16 protein-coding genes are annotated in these 17,453 nt (G+C 37.9%); 14 read left to right on the top strand and 2 right to left on the bottom strand.

The features are described from left to right. The first annotated feature begins 31 nt into the window (after nucleotides 1–31). The 4 genes from CALHY_RS10870 (at nucleotide 32) to CALHY_RS10855 (ending at nucleotide 2,325) form a co-directional block, all read left to right on the top strand. Nucleotides 32–370, top strand: a complete 339-nt coding sequence (locus tag CALHY_RS10870; protein WP_013403998.1) for a P-II family nitrogen regulator — start codon at nucleotides 32–34, stop codon at nucleotides 368–370. 391 nt (nucleotides 371–761) lie between these two features. Next, nucleotides 762–1,586 carry a nitrogenase iron protein gene (gene nifH / locus CALHY_RS10865; RefSeq protein WP_174299053.1) on the top strand — a complete coding sequence of 275 codons (825 nt, stop codon included), beginning with the start codon at nucleotides 762–764 and terminating at the stop codon, nucleotides 1,584–1,586. 23 nt (nucleotides 1,587–1,609) lie between these two features. Further along, nucleotides 1,610–1,927: a P-II family nitrogen regulator gene (locus CALHY_RS10860; RefSeq protein ID WP_013403996.1), complete on the top strand. Its 318-nt coding sequence runs from the start codon at nucleotides 1,610–1,612 to the stop codon at nucleotides 1,925–1,927. A 23-nt stretch (nucleotides 1,928–1,950) separates the two neighbouring features. Next, nucleotides 1,951–2,325: a P-II family nitrogen regulator gene (locus CALHY_RS10855; RefSeq protein ID WP_013403995.1), complete on the top strand. Its 375-nt coding sequence runs from the start codon at nucleotides 1,951–1,953 to the stop codon at nucleotides 2,323–2,325. Nucleotides 2,326–2,521: 196 nt separating this feature from the next. Here the strand turns inward: CALHY_RS10855 and CALHY_RS10850 are convergent, their stop codons facing one another. Both CALHY_RS10850 and CALHY_RS10845 read right to left on the bottom strand, forming a co-directional pair. Then, a complete protein-coding gene (locus tag CALHY_RS10850; protein ID WP_013402778.1) occupies nucleotides 2,522–3,814 on the bottom strand; it encodes an IS110 family RNA-guided transposase in 1,293 nt (430 codons plus the stop codon). 752 nt (nucleotides 3,815–4,566) lie between these two features. Beyond that, on the bottom strand, nucleotides 4,567–5,997 hold the full coding sequence (locus CALHY_RS10845; RefSeq protein ID WP_013402019.1) for an ISNCY-like element ISCahy1 family transposase: 1,431 nt from the start codon (nucleotides 5,995–5,997) through the stop codon (nucleotides 4,567–4,569). 166 nt (nucleotides 5,998–6,163) lie between these two features. On the opposite strand from CALHY_RS10845, the gene CALHY_RS10840 reads away from it, so the two are divergent. From CALHY_RS10840 to CALHY_RS10795, 10 genes are all read left to right on the top strand, one after another. Then, nucleotides 6,164–7,558, top strand: a complete 1,395-nt coding sequence (locus CALHY_RS10840; protein WP_013403994.1) for a nitrogenase component I subunit alpha — start codon at nucleotides 6,164–6,166, stop codon at nucleotides 7,556–7,558. Next, nucleotides 7,531–8,910: a nitrogenase component 1 gene (locus CALHY_RS10835; protein WP_013403993.1), complete on the top strand. Its 1,380-nt coding sequence runs from the start codon at nucleotides 7,531–7,533 to the stop codon at nucleotides 8,908–8,910. Before CALHY_RS10840 ends, CALHY_RS10835 begins: the two co-directional genes overlap by 28 nt. Before the next feature lie 25 nt (nucleotides 8,911–8,935). After that, on the top strand, nucleotides 8,936–10,225 hold the full coding sequence (locus CALHY_RS10830) for a nitrogenase component 1 (RefSeq protein ID WP_013403992.1): 1,290 nt from the start codon (nucleotides 8,936–8,938) through the stop codon (nucleotides 10,223–10,225). Between the two features lies 1 nt (nucleotide 10,226). Next, nucleotides 10,227–11,027: a radical SAM protein gene (locus CALHY_RS10825; protein ID WP_013403991.1), complete on the top strand. Its 801-nt coding sequence runs from the start codon at nucleotides 10,227–10,229 to the stop codon at nucleotides 11,025–11,027. 21 nt (nucleotides 11,028–11,048) lie between these two features. Beyond that, on the top strand, nucleotides 11,049–11,375 hold the full coding sequence (locus CALHY_RS10820; RefSeq protein ID WP_013403990.1) for a NifB/NifX family molybdenum-iron cluster-binding protein: 327 nt from the start codon (nucleotides 11,049–11,051) through the stop codon (nucleotides 11,373–11,375). 46 nt (nucleotides 11,376–11,421) lie between these two features. Next, complete coding sequence (gene modA / locus CALHY_RS10815; RefSeq protein WP_013403989.1) at nucleotides 11,422–12,207, top strand: molybdate ABC transporter substrate-binding protein; 786 nt, start codon at nucleotides 11,422–11,424, stop codon at nucleotides 12,205–12,207. A 41-nt stretch (nucleotides 12,208–12,248) separates the two neighbouring features. Further along, nucleotides 12,249–13,013: a molybdate ABC transporter permease subunit gene (locus CALHY_RS10810; RefSeq protein ID WP_013403988.1), complete on the top strand. Its 765-nt coding sequence runs from the start codon at nucleotides 12,249–12,251 to the stop codon at nucleotides 13,011–13,013. 29 nt (nucleotides 13,014–13,042) lie between these two features. Further along, complete coding sequence (locus tag CALHY_RS10805) at nucleotides 13,043–14,032, top strand: beta/alpha barrel domain-containing protein (RefSeq protein ID WP_013403987.1); 990 nt, start codon at nucleotides 13,043–13,045, stop codon at nucleotides 14,030–14,032. Nucleotides 14,033–14,184: 152 nt separating this feature from the next. Beyond that, complete coding sequence (locus tag CALHY_RS10800; protein ID WP_013403986.1) at nucleotides 14,185–15,357, top strand: ABC transporter substrate-binding protein; 1,173 nt, start codon at nucleotides 14,185–14,187, stop codon at nucleotides 15,355–15,357. 142 nt (nucleotides 15,358–15,499) lie between these two features. Further along, on the top strand, nucleotides 15,500–17,431 hold the full coding sequence (locus CALHY_RS10795) for an aconitate hydratase (protein ID WP_013403985.1): 1,932 nt from the start codon (nucleotides 15,500–15,502) through the stop codon (nucleotides 17,429–17,431). Nucleotides 17,432–17,453 lie beyond the last annotated feature (22 nt).

Below are 17,453 nucleotides of genomic sequence, written 5' to 3'. Positions count from 1 at the left end.
GACAAATTTTATTTGAAAAGGGTGAAGGTTAATGAAAAAGATTGAGTGTATCATTAGACCTGAAAAGCTTGAAGAGGTAAAGGATGCTTTAAATCAACTTGGGATAAAAGGTATGACAGTGTCGCAGGTTATGGGCTGTGGTCTTCAAAAAGGAAGAACTGAATATTACAGGGGTGTGGAGATTAATATAAATCTTTTGCCGAAGGTCAAGATAGAGCTTATTGTAAAGGACTCAGAAGTGGATAGAATTGTTGATACCATTGTTAAAGTAGCACGCTCTGGAAAGATAGGCGACGGCAAGATATTCATTTATAACGTAGAAAATGCAGTGAGAATAAGAACTGGCGAACAGGGCGAAACTGCAATTTAAACTTTCCATTACGCCTTGAGTTTATAATTTGGCAACAGCAGGCATCCAAAACACCCCCAAATTGAATAAAAAGCTTCTGCCTTGCCTCTTGCGCCCCTCTTTTTAAAAAAGTGAATAGCGTGTTTTGTGCCTGCCATTGCCATGTGTTATCGTCATGACAAGGCTTAGATGTCTGCTGTTGCCCTTTTTCATAGATTTTAGCTCATTCTTGTTGAAAATACAGGGGGAGAAGAATAAAAAGTGCTTCCTCTACCTTGTAGCTACTTAGTAGATTTGCACAAATCATCTCCCCCTGCCTCGCAAAAAAATTGATTTATTGTCCCATTTTTAAGTTTACCATATCAAAACACATAATTCAACAATTTTAATCTTGCTGAAAGGAGGCAATTAGATTATGAGACAGATTGCTATTTATGGAAAAGGCGGTATTGGAAAATCAACAACAACTCAAAACACAGTTGCAGCTCTGGCAACTCTTGGTAAAAAGGTAATGATTGTTGGATGTGACCCAAAGGCTGACTCAACACGCCTTATTTTAGGTGTCAAGTCTCAGGTGACGGTTATGGACACTGTGCGAGAGGTGGGTGAAAGCAATGTCAAGCTTGACAAAGTGATGTTCACAGGTTTTGGCGGTGTGAGGTGTGTGGAGTCTGGTGGACCAGAGCCGGGTGTTGGTTGTGCCGGGCGTGGTGTTATTACTGCCATCAATCTTTTAGAAGAGCTTGGTGCATTTACTGATGACCTTGACTTTGTGTTCTACGATGTTCTGGGCGACGTTGTGTGTGGTGGTTTTGCAATGCCAATCAGAGAAGGCAAGGCAAACGAGATATACATTGTTGCATCTGGTGAGATGATGGCACTTTATGCTGCGAACAATATCTGCAGAGGTATCTTGAAATTTGCTGAGACAAGTGGCGTTCGACTTGGCGGAATTATCTGCAACTCAAGAAGAGTGGAAAACGAAAAAGAACTTTTAGAGGCGTTTTGTAAAAAGCTTGGCACACAGCTTATAAAGTTCATTCCACGCGACAACATTGTCCAGAAAGCTGAGATTAACAGAAAAACTGTTATTGAATATGACCCAGAGAGCAATCAAGCAAAAGAATATTTGGACTTGGCAAAAAGGATAATTGAAAATGACATGTTCGTCATTCCAAAACCTATGCCAATGGATGAACTTGAAAAACTCATTGAAGAGTATGGACTGGCAGATTAGAAAAAAGGAGGTTTTGAATAGTTATGAAGATGATACGAGCTATTATAAGGCCAGAGATGCAAGAAAAGGTTGTGAGGGCACTTGACTCAAACGGTTTTGTTTCAATGACAAAGATTGATGTATTTGGGCGTGGAAAACAAAAAGGCATCAAAACAGGGAACATCGTCTATGACGAACTTCCAAAAACAATGATCATGATGGTGGTAGAAGATAGTGACTGCCAAAAAGTGGTTGATATAATCTTGCAAAATGCGTATACCGGCAATTTCGGTGACGGCAAGATATTTATAAGCCCTGTTGAAGAGGCTTATACCATCAGAACGGGAGAAAAAGGTCTGTAGTAAGAAGGAGGTATTTTTTGAAAATGAAAGAGATTGTAGCTATTATCCGAATGAACAAAGTGGGTGTGACAAAAGATGTGTTGGCTGCAGCGGGGTATCCCGCTGCCACATTCCAAAAAGTCATGGGGCGTGGCAAACAGCGAGGGTTGGTTGGTGAGGTAAAGGCAGTGGAGGTTGACAAAGCTACAGAGATGGTTCTTTCATCCACCGCTATGGAGTTTATTCCCAAAAGAATGGTTACAATCATTGTAGATGACAGAGATGTTGAGAGGGTTGTCAATATCATTATGGCTGTAAATCGCACAGGTCAAATTGGCGATGGAAAGATATTTGTTCTTCCTGTTGAAGATAGCATAAGAATCAGGACAAGAGAAAAGGGCTATGAGGCCCTGATATAAAAAATCAATCCTATCTTTAAATAAAGACCAGCTAATTAAAGTCAAGAGTTTTTTAAAAAATTTTTGATAACATTTTATGGTAGAAAATTCTTTTAAAAGGGTATAAGAAAGTAAGCCATCCATTAGAAGTTGACATAACATATGGAGGCTGAGCACATATTATGGTTAACTAATGTTTCATTAATAAAACAACTATTTATACGCAATAAACAGCAGTGTTATTAAAGCATCTTCGAATATGTTCCTCAGGAGTTCTAAGTTCAAAAGGTTTTTTATCACGCATAACAGCAAAGATGATACAAATAATTTTTCTCATAACAGCGCCTAATGCAACTTTTTTAGGCTTTTGTTGGCATTTTTTCTGATAGTATTCGAATAGCACAGGATTACAAGGCTTAGAATCTCTTTTGGTTCTGATATTAGCAAGAGCAATTGTAAATAAGATTCTTCGCAAGATTTTAGAGCCACGTTTAGACATTTTGTTTTTTGTGCCGACAAATTGCCCGGATTGATTTACGGAAGGATCAATGCCAAAGAAGGCAACAAGTTTATTGGGTTTTGAAAATTTTTCGAAATCACCTATTTCAGCAAGGATAGTTGCAGCGGATAGAAAACCTATGCCGGGGATAGATTGAAGAAGGTTAATATTTTCGGATATAGAAGGCTGAGTCTGTGAAGACTGCTGAACAAGTTGATTTATGGATTCAAAAATTTTGTCGATGTTTTGCTGTAAAGTTAAGACCATGTTAATATAGACTTTAAGCATAGTAACATTTGCCAAGTTGGAGATAGAAAAAGACTTAAATTCTTTAGCTTTTGCAATGAGTAGTTCGTATTTTTCTTTAGCCCATTGGTAGCTTTTTTTAGAAGTTTGCTGAATGATGGAAATAAGTTTTTCGGTGTCAGCGCCCAAGATATCGTTTGGAGTGGGGTAGTTTTCAAGTATAGCCAAAGATGTTTTAGAGCAAATGTCAGGGAAGACCTCTTTGAAATTGAGCATAATTTGGTCGACGACAGAAGTAAGTCTATATTTGTAAGAGGTTAACTCATCGCTGAGGTTGTAATACTGACGGCATAGGTTTTTCAAGCAGTCAAGGATTTCAGATGAAGGTTGTGCTGTAGTAGAGTTAGTAAGTCTGAAAGTTAAGGCAATCCACAGGGCATCAATTTTATCATTTTTTACTTTTCTAACTCCCGCATTTTTGATAGAATTAGATTGGATGGGGTTGATAATTGCAACATCCCAGCCATTAGAAGTAAAGAAGCGGGAGAGGATTTTGTGGTAATGCCCTGTGGCTTCCATGACGATGGTAGGGCGAGCCGCGAAATCCTCTTCAACTTTTTTAAGGATTTCGATAGCCCTATCAAAGTCAGAGGGATTGTTGTGATGGATAGTCAAGCGAGCGATTATTTCATTTGTAGGAGAGATAACCACCATTTCGCTGAAATATTTAGAGACATCAATCCCGGCAATAGGTTTTAAGTTCATGGCGTAAGACCTCCTCGTAAGTAGTTTTAAAATTGAATTAGGGCATGAGTTTTCCATTCCGAGCGAAGGTAAGTATACAACCTTGCAAGTGATACGAGGAACCAGCTTTAATTAGGTTTTAAGCTGGCCTCAACCAGCCAAATAGTTTAGACTTACCTGGAATGGAATAATAGTCTCGTTTGCGGGTAAGCGGGATTTAAAAATCCGCACCCAGGGGGGTAAGGACATTAAATTCCATGCCCAGATAGAAAGAATTATATCAAAGTTAGTAAGGCTGGCAAGAGGCCAGCGTTAAAGATAGTGTTTTAAAAAGTGGCTAAAGATTAGAAGCCACAAGCAGCGAGAAGTGATTTTGCGCTGCTTTCCTCTCAAAGAGGATGGATTAGAAATGTTATTTTAGTCGATGCGTCTTAAAATCTTATGTTAACCGAAACTTTGGTTGTTATTTTATTGGAATTTTTTTGATGTGTCTTACGAAAATAATTATTAGGCGTTTGCAAAATAGGTGGTGATTGAAGGTAAAAGGCACCAATACTAACATGAAATACAATCAAGATACAAAAAGAAAAGAGAAGTGAAAACCAAATATTATCAATACCAACAAAAATAATCAGCAACAAACATATGACAAAAATTAACAACTTCAAAAAAGACAATAATATCCTAAGCCTTCTTAACTCCTTGTTTTAGAAGGTTAAGTAAAAACAAAACCAGAAATTTTTTGTAAGAAATAGATTTAAAAAATAGTAGTATTAAGCGATAAGTTTTTTGAGCTTGTTAAGTTTTTTGATAGTCAATTTAGAGCAATAGAGTTTGATATTGTGAGCGAGAATAAACAAGAGCGAGAAAGTAATGGCAGATAGCAAGAAATCAGAGAAAATAGAAATATGGTCATAAGTAGAGATAGTATCAGAGCCCATGTAGGATTTCAGGTGGTAAATAGTCTGCTCTACAGCGACACGTTTTTTGTAGAGGTCAAAAAACTCTTGTGAATTTCTGTTGATACCTGGGAAAGAGCGAAAGTTATCTGGGTATGTATAGAACATTCTACCCGATTTAGAGGTAGTACAAGGCTGAGGGCAAGAGCAGATGCGTTTGCCATCTTTGTATTGTGACATAGGGCAAGTCCATTTAAGGCGCAAAGAGCGATTTTTACCCTGACATTTGCCTTCGGGTTTAAAAGGTTTGTTGAACTTTTTGCAGATAGGGATACCATCTTCAGAAATAACGATATTGGGGTCTGATGTAGGTGTAGTATTTTTAGAAGCTCTTGTATTTAGTGGAATAACGATTTTGGAGAAGTTAAAGGTATTTTTTAAAGTGGAGTATATGTTGTGGGAATCCAAAGCACTGTCGGCGATGAAAGTGGAGAAATTTTTGGGGATATAAGAGAATAAAGTTTCGAGCGAAGGAATTAAACCTTTAGAGTCGGAGATAGCTTTTGCTTCTTGTGGGTCAGAGGAAGGGGAATCATAGTTAAACAGAGGTACTAAAGCTAAAGGGATACCGAGAGCGTTGGTAATGACTGCAAATTTTAAAGCCCAGCAGAAATGGCCATTTACAAACATAAGACGGATGTTAGAATTAGCGTTAGCAGTTTTAGGCAAAGAAGAATAAACGAGAGAGTAGACTTTTTCAGAGGGAAGTTCAGGGTTAGCTTTTGAGGTATTTTTCAGCAGTAGATGAATGAATTTAGGATTGTTTTCACGAACCTTTGGGACAATACCTGTTGTGTCGAAGATTAAGATTGAAGAATCTTGAGGGCATTGTTGGATGGAAATATTATGTGCATGGATAGAGATATTTTGAAAAAGTTTATGGATTTCACTTGCAAATATTTTTCTAAAGCGAGAGAGAGTAGAGATAGAAGGGACATTGCCATGAAGATTACAAAATGAGCGAAGTTCGAATGAGTTGAGTAAGACAGCACGAAGCTGAGTTAAAGTATTGAGTTTGAGCAATTTTTGGACGAGGAAGCAACAAAGCATAGATTCTAAAGAGAAGTATCTATGCTTACCGAAATATTTGTAGTAGGCATTGTAGAAAGAAGAAGGTATATAATGTGACAAGTCAATGAATTTATTGAACAAGCCCAAGAGGCTTTCAGGCTTGTAGAGAGCCGAAGCCTTTAGGTGGGAGAATAGGTCTATGAAAGAAAGTTGTTTAGGTTTGGTGTTGAACATTTTGGAACCCTCCTCATAGTAGAAAATTTGTTTTATATAATCATATTTTACTACAATTATGAGGAGGGTGACCAGTCTTTTTTGATTCTATGTAAAGCTTGATAACGCTCATCTTGAGCGTTTTTGCAAAAGGCTAAAAATAATTATACAAGGGAGGTTGACAGTTATGCCATTTGTGACTTTAGACTGTGACAAGTGCATTGAAGAAAGAGGAAAACACACATATATAACTGACAGGAACAATCCTGTTGTACCTGTGTGCAATGTAAGAACCATCCCGGGTGACATGACAGAGCGTGGTTGTGCATTTGCAGGAGCAAGAGGTGTTGTTGGAGGACCTGTTAAAGATGTAATTCAGATAGTCCATGGGCCAATTGGCTGTGCATATTATACGTGGTCATCACGAAGACACCTATCCGATAGTGAATTTCATAGAAAGTATTGCTTTTCAACTGACATGCAAGAAAAAGACATAGTTTTCGGTGGGGAAAAGAAGCTTTACAATGCAATAATTGAAGCAAACCAGCAGTTTCCTGAAGCCAAAGCGGTATTTATATATGCAACATGTCCAACTGCCCTAATTGGTGATGATTTAGAAGCTGTTGCCAAAAAAGCTTCAAAAGCAATAGGAAAACCAGTCATTGCATTCAATTCACCGGGTTTTTGCGGGGTGTCGCAGTCTAAAGGTCATCATATCGCAAATCACACAATCTTTGAAAAGATTGTTGGGACAAAAGAACTTGAAGACCCAACACCGTATGACGTTAATATTATAGGCGAGTACAACATTGATGGAGATTATTGGGTGCTTGAGAAGCTATTCACAAAGATTGGCTTGAGGATTATAACAGCATTTACTGGAAACGCTTCTTATGATAATCTGTGCAAGATGCACTATGCAAAGCTCAACATTGTCCACTGCCAGAGGTCAGCAACATACATTGCAAGGCTTATGAAAGAAAAGTACGGCACGCCATTTATCAGGGTAACACTTTTTGGAATTACCGAAACAATTAATTCCCTTAGGGAGATAGGAAAGTTTTTTGGAATTGAGAAAAAGGTGGAAGAAGTGATTGAAGAAGAGCTCGAAAGTATTATGCCAAGGCTTGAGTTTTTCAGAGAAAAGCTTCGTGGCAAGCGTGCAATGATTTACGTTGGAGCACCGAGAGTCTGGCACTGGATACCGCTAATGCGTGACCTTGGGATAGAAGTTGTTGCATGTGCTACAACATTTGGGCATGAGGATGATTATGAAAAGATAAACGCAAAAGCAGACGATGGAGTTTTGGTGATCGATAATCCTAACGAGCTTGAGCTTGAAGAGGTTATAGAAAAGTACAAACCCGATATATTCCTCACAGGATTGAAAGAGAAATACCTTGCACACAAGATTGGTGTTCCATCTTTGAACTCACATTCTTACGAAAATGGGCCATATGTAGCTTTTGAAGGTTTGGTCAATTTTGCAAGAGACCTTTACAAGTCACTCTATGCTCCAGTTTGGAAATTTGTTGACAGGAGGTGGGCATCACAATGGCAACAAAACTTAGCAGTCCGCTAATTACGAAAGCAAACAGGCATGTTACCATAAATCCTCCAAAGATGTGTCAACCAATTGGTGCAATGTATGCAACGCTTGGTATTGACAAGGCAGTGCCCCTTGTTCAAGGTTCTCAAGGATGCTGCACTTATGTTCGATACCAGTTCAACAGGCACTTCAAAGAACCTGTGAACATTGCAGTGACATCTTTCCACGAAGATGCGGCTGTGTTTGGCGGAAGAAGAAATCTTATAGAGGGAATAAGAAATCTTATTTTTAGATATGCGCCAAAGGTGATAGGTGTTGTTACAACATGTTCAAGCGAAACCATAGGAGACGATATAGAAGCTTTTATAAAAGAGGCATATAAAAAGGTGAGAGAAGAACTGGGTGATGAGGTTGCACAAAGCGTGTTTGTTGTGCCAATTCATACACCAAGTTATGCAGGAACACATGTCAAAGGCTATGACACAGCAACAATTTCGTATATTAAGTACTTTGCAAAATCAAAAGAACCAAACCAAAAACTATATATTATTCCAGGAATGATTAATCCCGGCGACATCGAAGAGGTAAAATATCTTCTAAATTTAATGGGTATAGAATACTCAGTTTTATTTGATATTTCAAAAACCTTAAACTCACCACTGATGCCTCCAAAACCGCTCTATCCAGAAGGTGGCACGCCATGGCAGGAGCTTGAAGACTGTGCAAACGGTAAAGCCGTCTTAGCTCTTTGTCCTCATGCAGGTGGGTCTGGTGCAAGTTATTTGGAAAGTGAGTTTGGTGTAAAAAGTATCCTTGGTCCGTTCCCGGTTGGAGTAGAAAATACAGATAAGTTTATTGAAAATGTTGCTTTAGTCTGCGGAATTGAAATTCCAGAGGAAGTCAAAGTTGAAAGAGGTCTTCTTTTAGATGCTATGGCAGATACTTGCCAGTATACAATGATGAGAAGGGCAGCTGTGTTTGGCGACCCTGACATTGTAATAGCTGTTACCAGGTTTTTGTGTGAACTTGGGATGGATGTAAAGGTGGTGGAGACAGCAACGCCTTCTCCTACCTTTGCCGATGAGATAAAGAAAATCTTTGATGAGTATAACATTGAAGGTGAAATTCTTGTAGACAGCGACCTTTATGAATTTGAATACTTAGCAAAAGAGGCAGGGGTTGAAGTCATACTTGGCAACTCAAAAGCAGTTGAAGTTGCAAAATCAGTAAAATGCCCTGTTGTGAGAATAGGCTTCCCTGTATACGACAGGGTTGGATATTTCAGATATGGAATAACAGGGTATAAAGGAAGTATCTGGCTTTTGGATTTGATTGTAAATACAATCTTGGACTATTCTTATCCGCATGATAAACTTCACCAGTAAACAAGATGAAAAGTGGTGAATTAAAATGGCTATAAAAGCTTTTTTGGAGCAAAGACAGGGGCACATTGTACAGAGTGGAATACCTCAGTGTTCAAGACCAACAATTCCAGGTGTGATGTCCCAGCGCGCTTGTACCTATTATGGGGCGCGCTGGGTTCTTGCCCCTGTAAGAAATTCAACTCACATTGTGCACGCACCTGCTGACTGTGCATATTATGGTCAGAATGTAAGGAAGAAGAATTATTTAATACTCTCAACTGATATGAATGAAAAGGATGTTATTTTTGGTGCGCATGAAAAGCTTGAAAGGTGTATTGAAGAAGCAGCAAAAATCTTTCCTGAACACAGTATGATATTCGTATATTCTACATGCACATCTTCTCAGATTGGAGAAGACATAAAGTGGGTTGTAGAAAGGGTAAAAGAAAAAGTACAAAAACCTATCATTCCTGTTGAGGTTCCTGGGTTTGGAGGGTTTTCTCAGTCAGACGGGCACCACATAGCCCAGAGGGCTATTATAAGTTATCTTTCAGAGTATTGCAGAAAAGAAAGTACACAGCCATTTTCTGTAAACATAATTGGGGAGTACAATGTGGCAGGAGAGACGATAGTTGTAAAAAAACTGTTAGAAAAGATAGGAATAAAGGTTATATGTAGCTATACAGGTAATTGTGATGCAGACCTTATGCAAGAAAGCACATCTGCAGCGCTTAACTTGCTTGTTTGTAAAAGCTCTGGACTTTTACTTGCTCAGTTTATGAGAGAAAAATACTCTATTCCTTTTGTGGATGTTTCCTTCTATGGACTTAGCAATACTATAAATTGCCTTAAAAGGATTTCTAAATTTTTTGGTATTGAACATAAAGTAGAGATGGTCATTTCGGAAGAGTATGAAAAAATAAAAGATAAGCTTGAGAAGTATAAAAAGAAGATTTTTGGCAAAAAAGCGGTTATTCTTCTTGGAGGTTCAAGGATAGGTTTTATGACTGGTGCATTTAAAGAAGCAGGACTTGAAATTTGTGTATGTGGAAGTCAGTTTGGATGCAATATCGATTATGAGGCTGCACGGTTTGAGCTTCCTTCTGCACTTTTTATAGATGATTTTAACTGTGCAGAAATAGAGGAGATTCTCTTGAGGATAAAACCTGATGTATTTATTGGCGGAACAAGGGAATGGTATCTTGCACACAAGTTTGGAGTACCCTTTTTGGTACTTCCTCAGGAGACAAAACCATATGCATGTTTTGAAGGTTTTTTAAACATGTGTGAGGATTTGTACAAAGAAATACTCTCACCTGTATGGAGGTTGATTTGAGATGGAAAGTAGACTGCTGGGTCATCCGTGTTTCAACAAAGATGTTATATATAAAATTGGCAGAATACATCTTCCTGTTGCAAAGTCTTGCAATATCAAATGTAATTACTGTGACAGGAACATCTCATGCATAAACGATTCTCACCCTGGCGCATGCTCAAAAGTGTTAACTCCTCAAGAGGCGCTTTTAAGGTACAAGGATATCACAAGCAAAGACCAAACTATAAAGATAGTAGGAATTTCTGGACCTGGCGATCCTCTCTTCAATCAAGAAACATTTGAAACGTTTGAGCTTATAAGAAATTATGATACTCAAGCAGAGTTTTGTATAAGCACAAATGGACTTTTATTAGAAGATTTGGCGGAAGTACTTTTAAATTATAATGTCAAATATGTGACAGTCACAGTCAACGCAGTAGATAGCAATATTGCTCAGAACATTTATGAATTTGCCATGTACAACGAACTACTATATTTTGGCAAAGAGGCGGCTGAGCTTATTGTCCATAAACAGCAACATGGTATCTACAAAGCATCCAAGCTTGGACTTGTGGTGAAGGTAAATACAGTTTTGATACCTGGAATAAATAGCCATCACATTGAAGAGATTGCTGCAAGAGTCAAAGAACTTGGTGCTAAGGTGATGAATATAATGCCGATCATACCATATGCAAAATTTTCTGATATTGAAAAACCCTCTTGTAGTGTTCTTGCTCAAGTAAGAGAAAAGTGTAGTAAAATAATTCAGCTTGTGACCCATTGCAGACAGTGCAGGTCGGATGAAGCAGGATTGCTTGTGTGAAAAAGTGGTGGTGATAAAAAGATGAAGAAAAAGAGAGTGGCAATTGCAACAAGCGATGGAAGACTTGTAAATAGACATTTTGGGAATAGCGAAAATTTTCTAATAGTTGATCTTTTCAGCGATGGGAGCTGTGAACTCATATGTGTTAGAGAATTTGATGACTGGAAAGAAGATTGTTCTAATGAGCAGAGGATGGAAAAGAGAGTGGATATGCTAAAAGACTGTGATGTAATTGTAGCAAATAGAATTGGGCTTTGTGCCTTGGAAAAACTTTCAGACAAAATTGTCTTGGAAAGACAAGGGTTTATAAAAGATGCTTTAAAAGAGATTGTAGAGCTTTTTATGTAAAGTAAGCTGGTCATGCATTTTGCAAGATGAAAGGAAGATGCAGGAAATGATAAAAAAACTTTTTATTTTTAAGATGCGATGTGTCTATTTTTTTATAATAGCATCTTTTTTATTCTCAACAGTTTCTAATGTATCTTTTAGCAAAGATAAAACCAAAAAAGAAAGTTTGATTGTTTTTGTACCTAATACGTTGGAAAGTATTGTAAAAGACATTTCTAAACAGTTCGAAAAACAAAAATCATGTAAAGTTGTTCTCAATGTTGCAGGAACACACGTGCTTGTTACACAGTTAAAAAATGGAGCAAGGTGTGATGTATTTTTTTCAGCAGACAGAAGGTATATTGATAGCCTAAAAAAGGCCAAATATATAGATAAATACGAAATTTTTGCCAAAACAAAACTATCTGTAATATCAAGTTCCCCAAGCATAAAAAAGTTTGAGGATATTTCAAAAAAGGGGATAAGGCTTTGTATAGCTGATCCTGTGTCTCCCATTGGCATGTATACAAAGATGGTAATTGACAAGATAAAAAATGATAACAAGAGTCTTTACAGCGGTATAATAGCCAACATTATTTCGCAGGAGTTTGAGCTCACTGATGTAATTCAAAAAGTAAAGGTTGGTGAAGCTGACGCTGGGATTGTTTATTTTACTGATGCAAAACTTACAAAGCTCAAGATAATAAACATTCCAGAAAAGTATAATATAGTTGCAAGCCACTATGTTGCAGCTATAGAGAAAGCTAAAAATCCAAAGCTTGCAAAAGATTTTATGGCTTTTATTAAGACCAAAACCATTGCAAAGCTCTTAAAAGAAAAGGGGTATGAATGATTGGTCTTTTTTAAATAATGCAAAAAGTGTGTGAGCTTGATATGAAAAAGATATTCTTTTTATCAGTACCGTTTTTGCTGTTTTTGCTCTTACCTTTTATAAATCTTATTTTTGTTGTACCATATACTACACTAATAAATGCTATAACAAAAAAAGAGACCATGACTGCATTTGGTCTTTCATTTTTTACAGCTATGATTTGCTCTGTTTTGGCATTTTTTCTGTGCACACCATTTGCCTATTTACTTTCATCTTTGAGAAGGAAAAATGAATTACTGGAGATTTTAATTGATTTACCAAATGTTCTACCACCAATTGTAACAGGAGTTTTACTTCTTTTACTTTATGGAAGGATGGGGTTTTTAGGCAGGTATTTGAGCAAAATTGGTTTTGAGATTCCATTTACTACATCTGCGGTTGTCCTTGCCCAGCTATTTGTTTCGATGGGATATTATTTAAAAGTCTCATATACTTCATTTTTAGCAGTGGATAGACAGCTCAAAGAAGAAGGGTACATCTTAGGATTGGATGAACTGGGGCTTTTGTTTAAAGTGTATTTGCCTGTTTGCAAAAAAGGGATTGTGATAGGGATACTTGGGACCTTCTCACGAGCGCTTGGTGAGTTTGGAGCAACAGTTGTTTTTGCGGGGAATGTTTACGGCAAAACTCAAACAGTTTCTCTTTATATTTATAAACTTTATGCTCAAAATCAGGATGAAGTTTACTGTGTAAGCTTTATTATGATAGCCATCTCATACCTTCTACTTTATATTACCAAAAAACTTTTGAACAATGTTGATTATTAAAGTTCAAAAAGTTAGAGGAGATGGGAACAATGCTCAAAATTGAAAATGAGGAATATGAAGTTCTATCAAAGAACGCACCAAATTATTTTAAAGATATATTTCCGTACACCTCAATACCAAAGATACCTTTTGAAGATACACCCGTTCCTTTAGATATTCCAGAAACTCTTTGCATTTCAGATAGCACATTCAGAGAAGGTCAGCAAGCAATTTCGTATATAGGAGAAGATAACGTGGAAAGAATTTTTGAATATTTCCATTATATAGATAACGAAACCGGAACAATAGAATACTCAGAATTTTTCCTTTATACAAACTATCACAGACGATGCGTTGAAAAGTGTTTAAAGAAAGGATTCAAATTTCCACGGGTGGTGGGGTGGGTGAGAGCTAAAAAGGAAGAGCTAAAGATTGCAAAAGAGTTGGGGCTTGATGAGGTTGGAATTTTGATGCCAGCATCAGACTATCATATTTACAAAAAGTTTGGCAAGACAAGGTATGAAGTTGTAAAAGAGTATATAGATATAATTGAAGAAGCTCTGGCTTTAAACTTAAAACCAAGAATTCACATTGAGGATATTACAAGGGCTGATATCCAAAACTTTGTGATACCTTTTATTATGTTAATTGAAAGTAAAACAAAAAACACAGGGATAGAGATTCGTTATAAACTTTGTGACACATTGGGATTGGGTGTTCCCTACGAGTATGCAAGTTTGCCCCGAGGTGTTCCAAGGCTTATAAACGTCCTGCGGCTACATTGCGGTCTTTCCCATCAAAGACTTGAGTGGCACGGTCACAATGATTTTTATAAAGCCCAGGCAAACGCAGTATGTGCATGGCTGTTTGGAGCATCAACTGCAAATTGCTGTATCAGGGGCGTGGGTGAGAGAACAGGCATAGCTTTATTTGAAATCTTGATTCTTGATCTTATTCAGATAAAAGAGGAGCTTGGGAAAAAACTGAATTTTGAAGCGTATTGTGAGCTTGAAGAATATGTAAAAAGATTGGAATTGTGAAATTAAAGTATTGATAAGTAATAAGTATTATGCTAAAATATCACAGAACCAAATTAATAAAGGCGAAAAAGGCAAAGGGGCCTTTTAAAAGAGTATTCCTTTTGCCTTTTTTGATTATCAAAAAATATTTCGCACAAGGAGGACGGTAGGGCATGAAAAGACTAAAATTTCAAAAAATTCTGGGTATCATGGTAGTTTTGGTACTTTTCTTCTTACTTGTGTCATATGCTCAATCATCCAGCTCAAAAACCATACGAATTGGAGTAAATCTTGAGCTATCAGGCAGTGTTGCACAGTTTGGACAAAGAAATTTAGAAGGACTTAGAATGGCAATTGATGAAATCAATAGCAAAGGTGGAGTTTTGGGCAAAAAAATTGAGCTTGTTGTATATGATAACAAGTCTGATAAGACAGAAGCGCTAAATATTGCAACAAGGCTTGCGACAAAAGAGAATGTTTTAGCAATGTTAAGCCCTGTGACATCAGGGGCAACAAAATCTGCTTCAATTGCCGCTACAAGATACAAAGTTCCACTTGTATCAGCAACTGCTACTGATGATTCGGTTACAATTGATGAAAGAACAGGTAAGACAAAGGCATACGTTTTTAGAATCTGCTTTAATGACTCATTCCAAGGAAGCGTTATGGCAAACTTTGCACTAAAAACATTAAAGCTAAAAACAGCAGCAATTATCTATGATGCATCATCAGACTACAGCAAAGGACTTTACAAGAACTTCAAAGAAACATTTACCAAAGGTGGCGGGAAAGTAGTTGCTGAAGAGGCTTTCGTAAAAGGCGAACAAGACTTCAACGGAATCTTAACAAAGATAAGAGACAAAAAACCGCAAGCTATATTTGCCCCTGTATACTATGATGAGGCAGGACTTATCATCAAACAGGCAAGAGAGCTTGGAATGTGGATACCAATTTTGGGTTCTGATGGGTTTGACGACCCAAAGGTTGTTGAGAAAGCAGGAAGCAAATATGCAACGAATATCTTTTTCTCAACACATTATTCCTCCCAGGACACAGATAAGAGAGTACAGGATTTTAGAAAAAGGTACCAGCAAAAGTATAAGATTGAACCAAACGCACTTTCAGCACTGGGTTATGATTTGGGTTATTTCATAGCAGATGCAATAAAAAGAGCAAACTCTACAACAGACAGAGAAAAACTGCGCAGGGCACTTGAAAACACCAAGAACTTTGTGGGAGTTACTGGAATTATCTCAATAGATGCAAAACATAATGCAAAGAAGTCTGCGGTTATAATCGAGATTAAAAATGGTGTTCAGAGATTCAAACAAAAGCTAAATCCTTAAAAATTTTGTCCCCTTTCTAGCATAAAGCCAGGAAGGGGATTTTTAAATTCACGCTCTTGTATACAGGTATACTTTAATGCTATAATATAAAAGGTATTTTTAACAATCACAATCAAAGTTTTTTGGGAGGTTTAAAAGCGAAATGGGTTTGACAGTTGCGCAAAAGATTATAAAGCAGCACTTGGTAAAAGGTGAAATGATACCCGGAAAAGAGATTGCAATCAGGATTGATCAGACACTTACTCAAGACTCAACTGGTACAATGGCATATCTTCAGTTTGAAGCAATGGGTATTGACAGGGTAAAAACTAAAAGGTCTGTTGCATACATTGACCACAACACACTCCAGACAGGTCCAGAGAATGCAGACGATCATCTATACATACAAACTGTTGCTAAAAAATATGGCATTTACTTTTCCAAACCTGGTAATGGAATCTGCCACCAGGTTCATTTGGAAAGGTTTGCAGTTCCAGGACAGACACTTTTGGGCTCAGACAGCCACACACCAACAGCTGGTGGAATAGGCATGCTTGCAATTGGTGCAGGTGGTTTGGATGTTGCAGTTGCAATGGGTGGTGGCGAATATTACTTAATTATGCCAAAGATTGTAAAAGTAAACCTCAAAGGCAAGCTCCAACCTTGGGTTTCTGCAAAGGATATTATTTTGGAACTTTTGAGAAGGCTCACAGTTAAGGGTGGCGTGGGCAAGATTTTTGAGTACACAGGTGAGGGTGTAAAGACTTTATCTATACCAGAGAGAGCCACGATTACAAATATGGGAGCAGAACTTGGAGCGACAACTTCTATATTCCCATCTGATGAAGTGACATACGAATTTTTGAAGGCACAGGGAAGAGAGGCTGACTTTGTTGAGATTTTGCCAGACCCCGATGCACAGTATGATGAGGAGATTGAGATAGATTTATCGAGCTTGGTGCCGCTTGCAGCATGCCCGCACAGCCCTGACAATGTTGTGCCTGTGAGCGAGCTAAAAGGTATAAAGGTTGACCAGGTTGCAATTGGAAGCTGTACAAACTCATCTTACAAGGACCTCATGAAGGTTGCAAAGATTTTGGAAGGAAAAACCATTGCAGAGCATGTATCGCTTGTCATATCTCCAGGTTCAAAACAGGTCTTGAGCATGCTTGCTCAAAACGGTGCGCTGGCATCAATGGTTGCAGCTGGTGCAAGGATTTTAGAGTGTGCGTGCGGTCCTTGTATAGGAATGGGTCAAGCACCAAGAACAAATGGTATTTCGCTCAGAACTTTTAACAGAAATTTTGAAGGACGAAGTGGAACACCTTCTGCCCAAGTTTACCTTGTATCGCCTGAAACTGCTGCAGCATCAGCTATTACAGGGTATCTCACAGACCCAAGGACCCTGGGTGATGAGCCTAAAGTGGAGATGCCAAAGAGCTTTTTGGTAAATGACAATTTAATAGTGCCACCTGCTGAAAATCCCCACGAGGTTGAGGTTATAAGAGGACCGAATATAAAACCATTCCCGCAAGGAAAGCCTTTGCCGGATGTTGTTGTGGGGAAAGTGCTGATAAAGCTTGGAGACAATATCACAACAGACCACATTATGCCTTCAAATGCAAAGCTTTTGCCATACAGATCAAACATTCCGTATTTGTCTGACTACTGCTTAACACCATGCGATCCTGATTTTCCTAAAAGAGCACGCGAAAATGGCGGCGGGTTTATAGTAGGTGGAGTAAACTATGGACAGGGTTCTTCAAGAGAACATGCAGCACTTGTGCCGCTTTATTTGGGTATAAAAGGGGTTTTGGCGAAGAGCTTTGCACGAATTCACATGGCAAATTTAATAAACAACGGAATTATTCCAATGGTGTTTGAAAATCCGAGCGATTATGATACAATTGAAGAGATGGATGAGCTCAAGATTGAAAATGCAAGAGAACAGATAGAAAAAAGTGATGTTTTAATAATTGAAAATGTCACAAAAGGATTAAAATACAAAATGATTTTAAACCTGACAGACAGACAGCGTCAGATGATTTTGCATGGCGGGCTTTTGAACCTTACAAAAGCTATGGGTGTGAAATAAATAATGAAGAGGGGAATTAAAT

The sequence above is a fragment of the Caldicellulosiruptor hydrothermalis 108 genome (assembly GCF_000166355.1).
Taxonomy (GTDB): Bacteria; Bacillota; Thermoanaerobacteria; order Caldicellulosiruptorales; family Caldicellulosiruptoraceae; genus Caldicellulosiruptor; species Caldicellulosiruptor hydrothermalis.
This window is presented reverse-complemented; position numbering and strand designations above follow the sequence as displayed.

Bases quoted from the DNA above. Each gene is read 5' to 3' on its own strand.
- CALHY_RS10800 (WP_013403986.1), top strand. From the start codon at position 14,185: ATGAAAAGACTAAAATTTCAAAAAATTCTGGGTATCATGGTAGTTTTG.
- CALHY_RS10855 (WP_013403995.1), top strand. From the start codon at position 1,951: ATGAAAGAGATTGTAGCTATTATCCGAATGAACAAAGTGGGTGTGACA.
- CALHY_RS10860 (WP_013403996.1), top strand. From the start codon at position 1,610: ATGAAGATGATACGAGCTATTATAAGGCCAGAGATGCAAGAAAAGGTT.
- CALHY_RS10840 (WP_013403994.1), top strand. From the start codon at position 6,164: ATGCCATTTGTGACTTTAGACTGTGACAAGTGCATTGAAGAAAGAGGA.
- CALHY_RS10845 (WP_013402019.1), bottom strand. From the start codon at position 5,997: ATGTTCAACACCAAACCTAAACAACTTTCTTTCATAGACCTATTCTCC.
- CALHY_RS10830 (WP_013403992.1), top strand. From the start codon at position 8,936: ATGGCTATAAAAGCTTTTTTGGAGCAAAGACAGGGGCACATTGTACAG.
- CALHY_RS10825 (WP_013403991.1), top strand. From the start codon at position 10,227: ATGGAAAGTAGACTGCTGGGTCATCCGTGTTTCAACAAAGATGTTATA.
- CALHY_RS10810 (WP_013403988.1), top strand. From the start codon at position 12,249: ATGAAAAAGATATTCTTTTTATCAGTACCGTTTTTGCTGTTTTTGCTC.
- CALHY_RS10805 (WP_013403987.1), top strand. From the start codon at position 13,043: ATGCTCAAAATTGAAAATGAGGAATATGAAGTTCTATCAAAGAACGCA.
- CALHY_RS10795 (WP_013403985.1), top strand. From the start codon at position 15,500: ATGGGTTTGACAGTTGCGCAAAAGATTATAAAGCAGCACTTGGTAAAA.
- CALHY_RS10850 (WP_013402778.1), bottom strand. From the start codon at position 3,814: ATGAACTTAAAACCTATTGCCGGGATTGATGTCTCTAAATATTTCAGC.
- CALHY_RS10870 (WP_013403998.1), top strand. From the start codon at position 32: ATGAAAAAGATTGAGTGTATCATTAGACCTGAAAAGCTTGAAGAGGTA.
- CALHY_RS10820 (WP_013403990.1), top strand. From the start codon at position 11,049: ATGAAGAAAAAGAGAGTGGCAATTGCAACAAGCGATGGAAGACTTGTA.
- CALHY_RS10835 (WP_013403993.1), top strand. From the start codon at position 7,531: ATGGCAACAAAACTTAGCAGTCCGCTAATTACGAAAGCAAACAGGCAT.
- modA (WP_013403989.1), top strand. From the start codon at position 11,422: ATGATAAAAAAACTTTTTATTTTTAAGATGCGATGTGTCTATTTTTTT.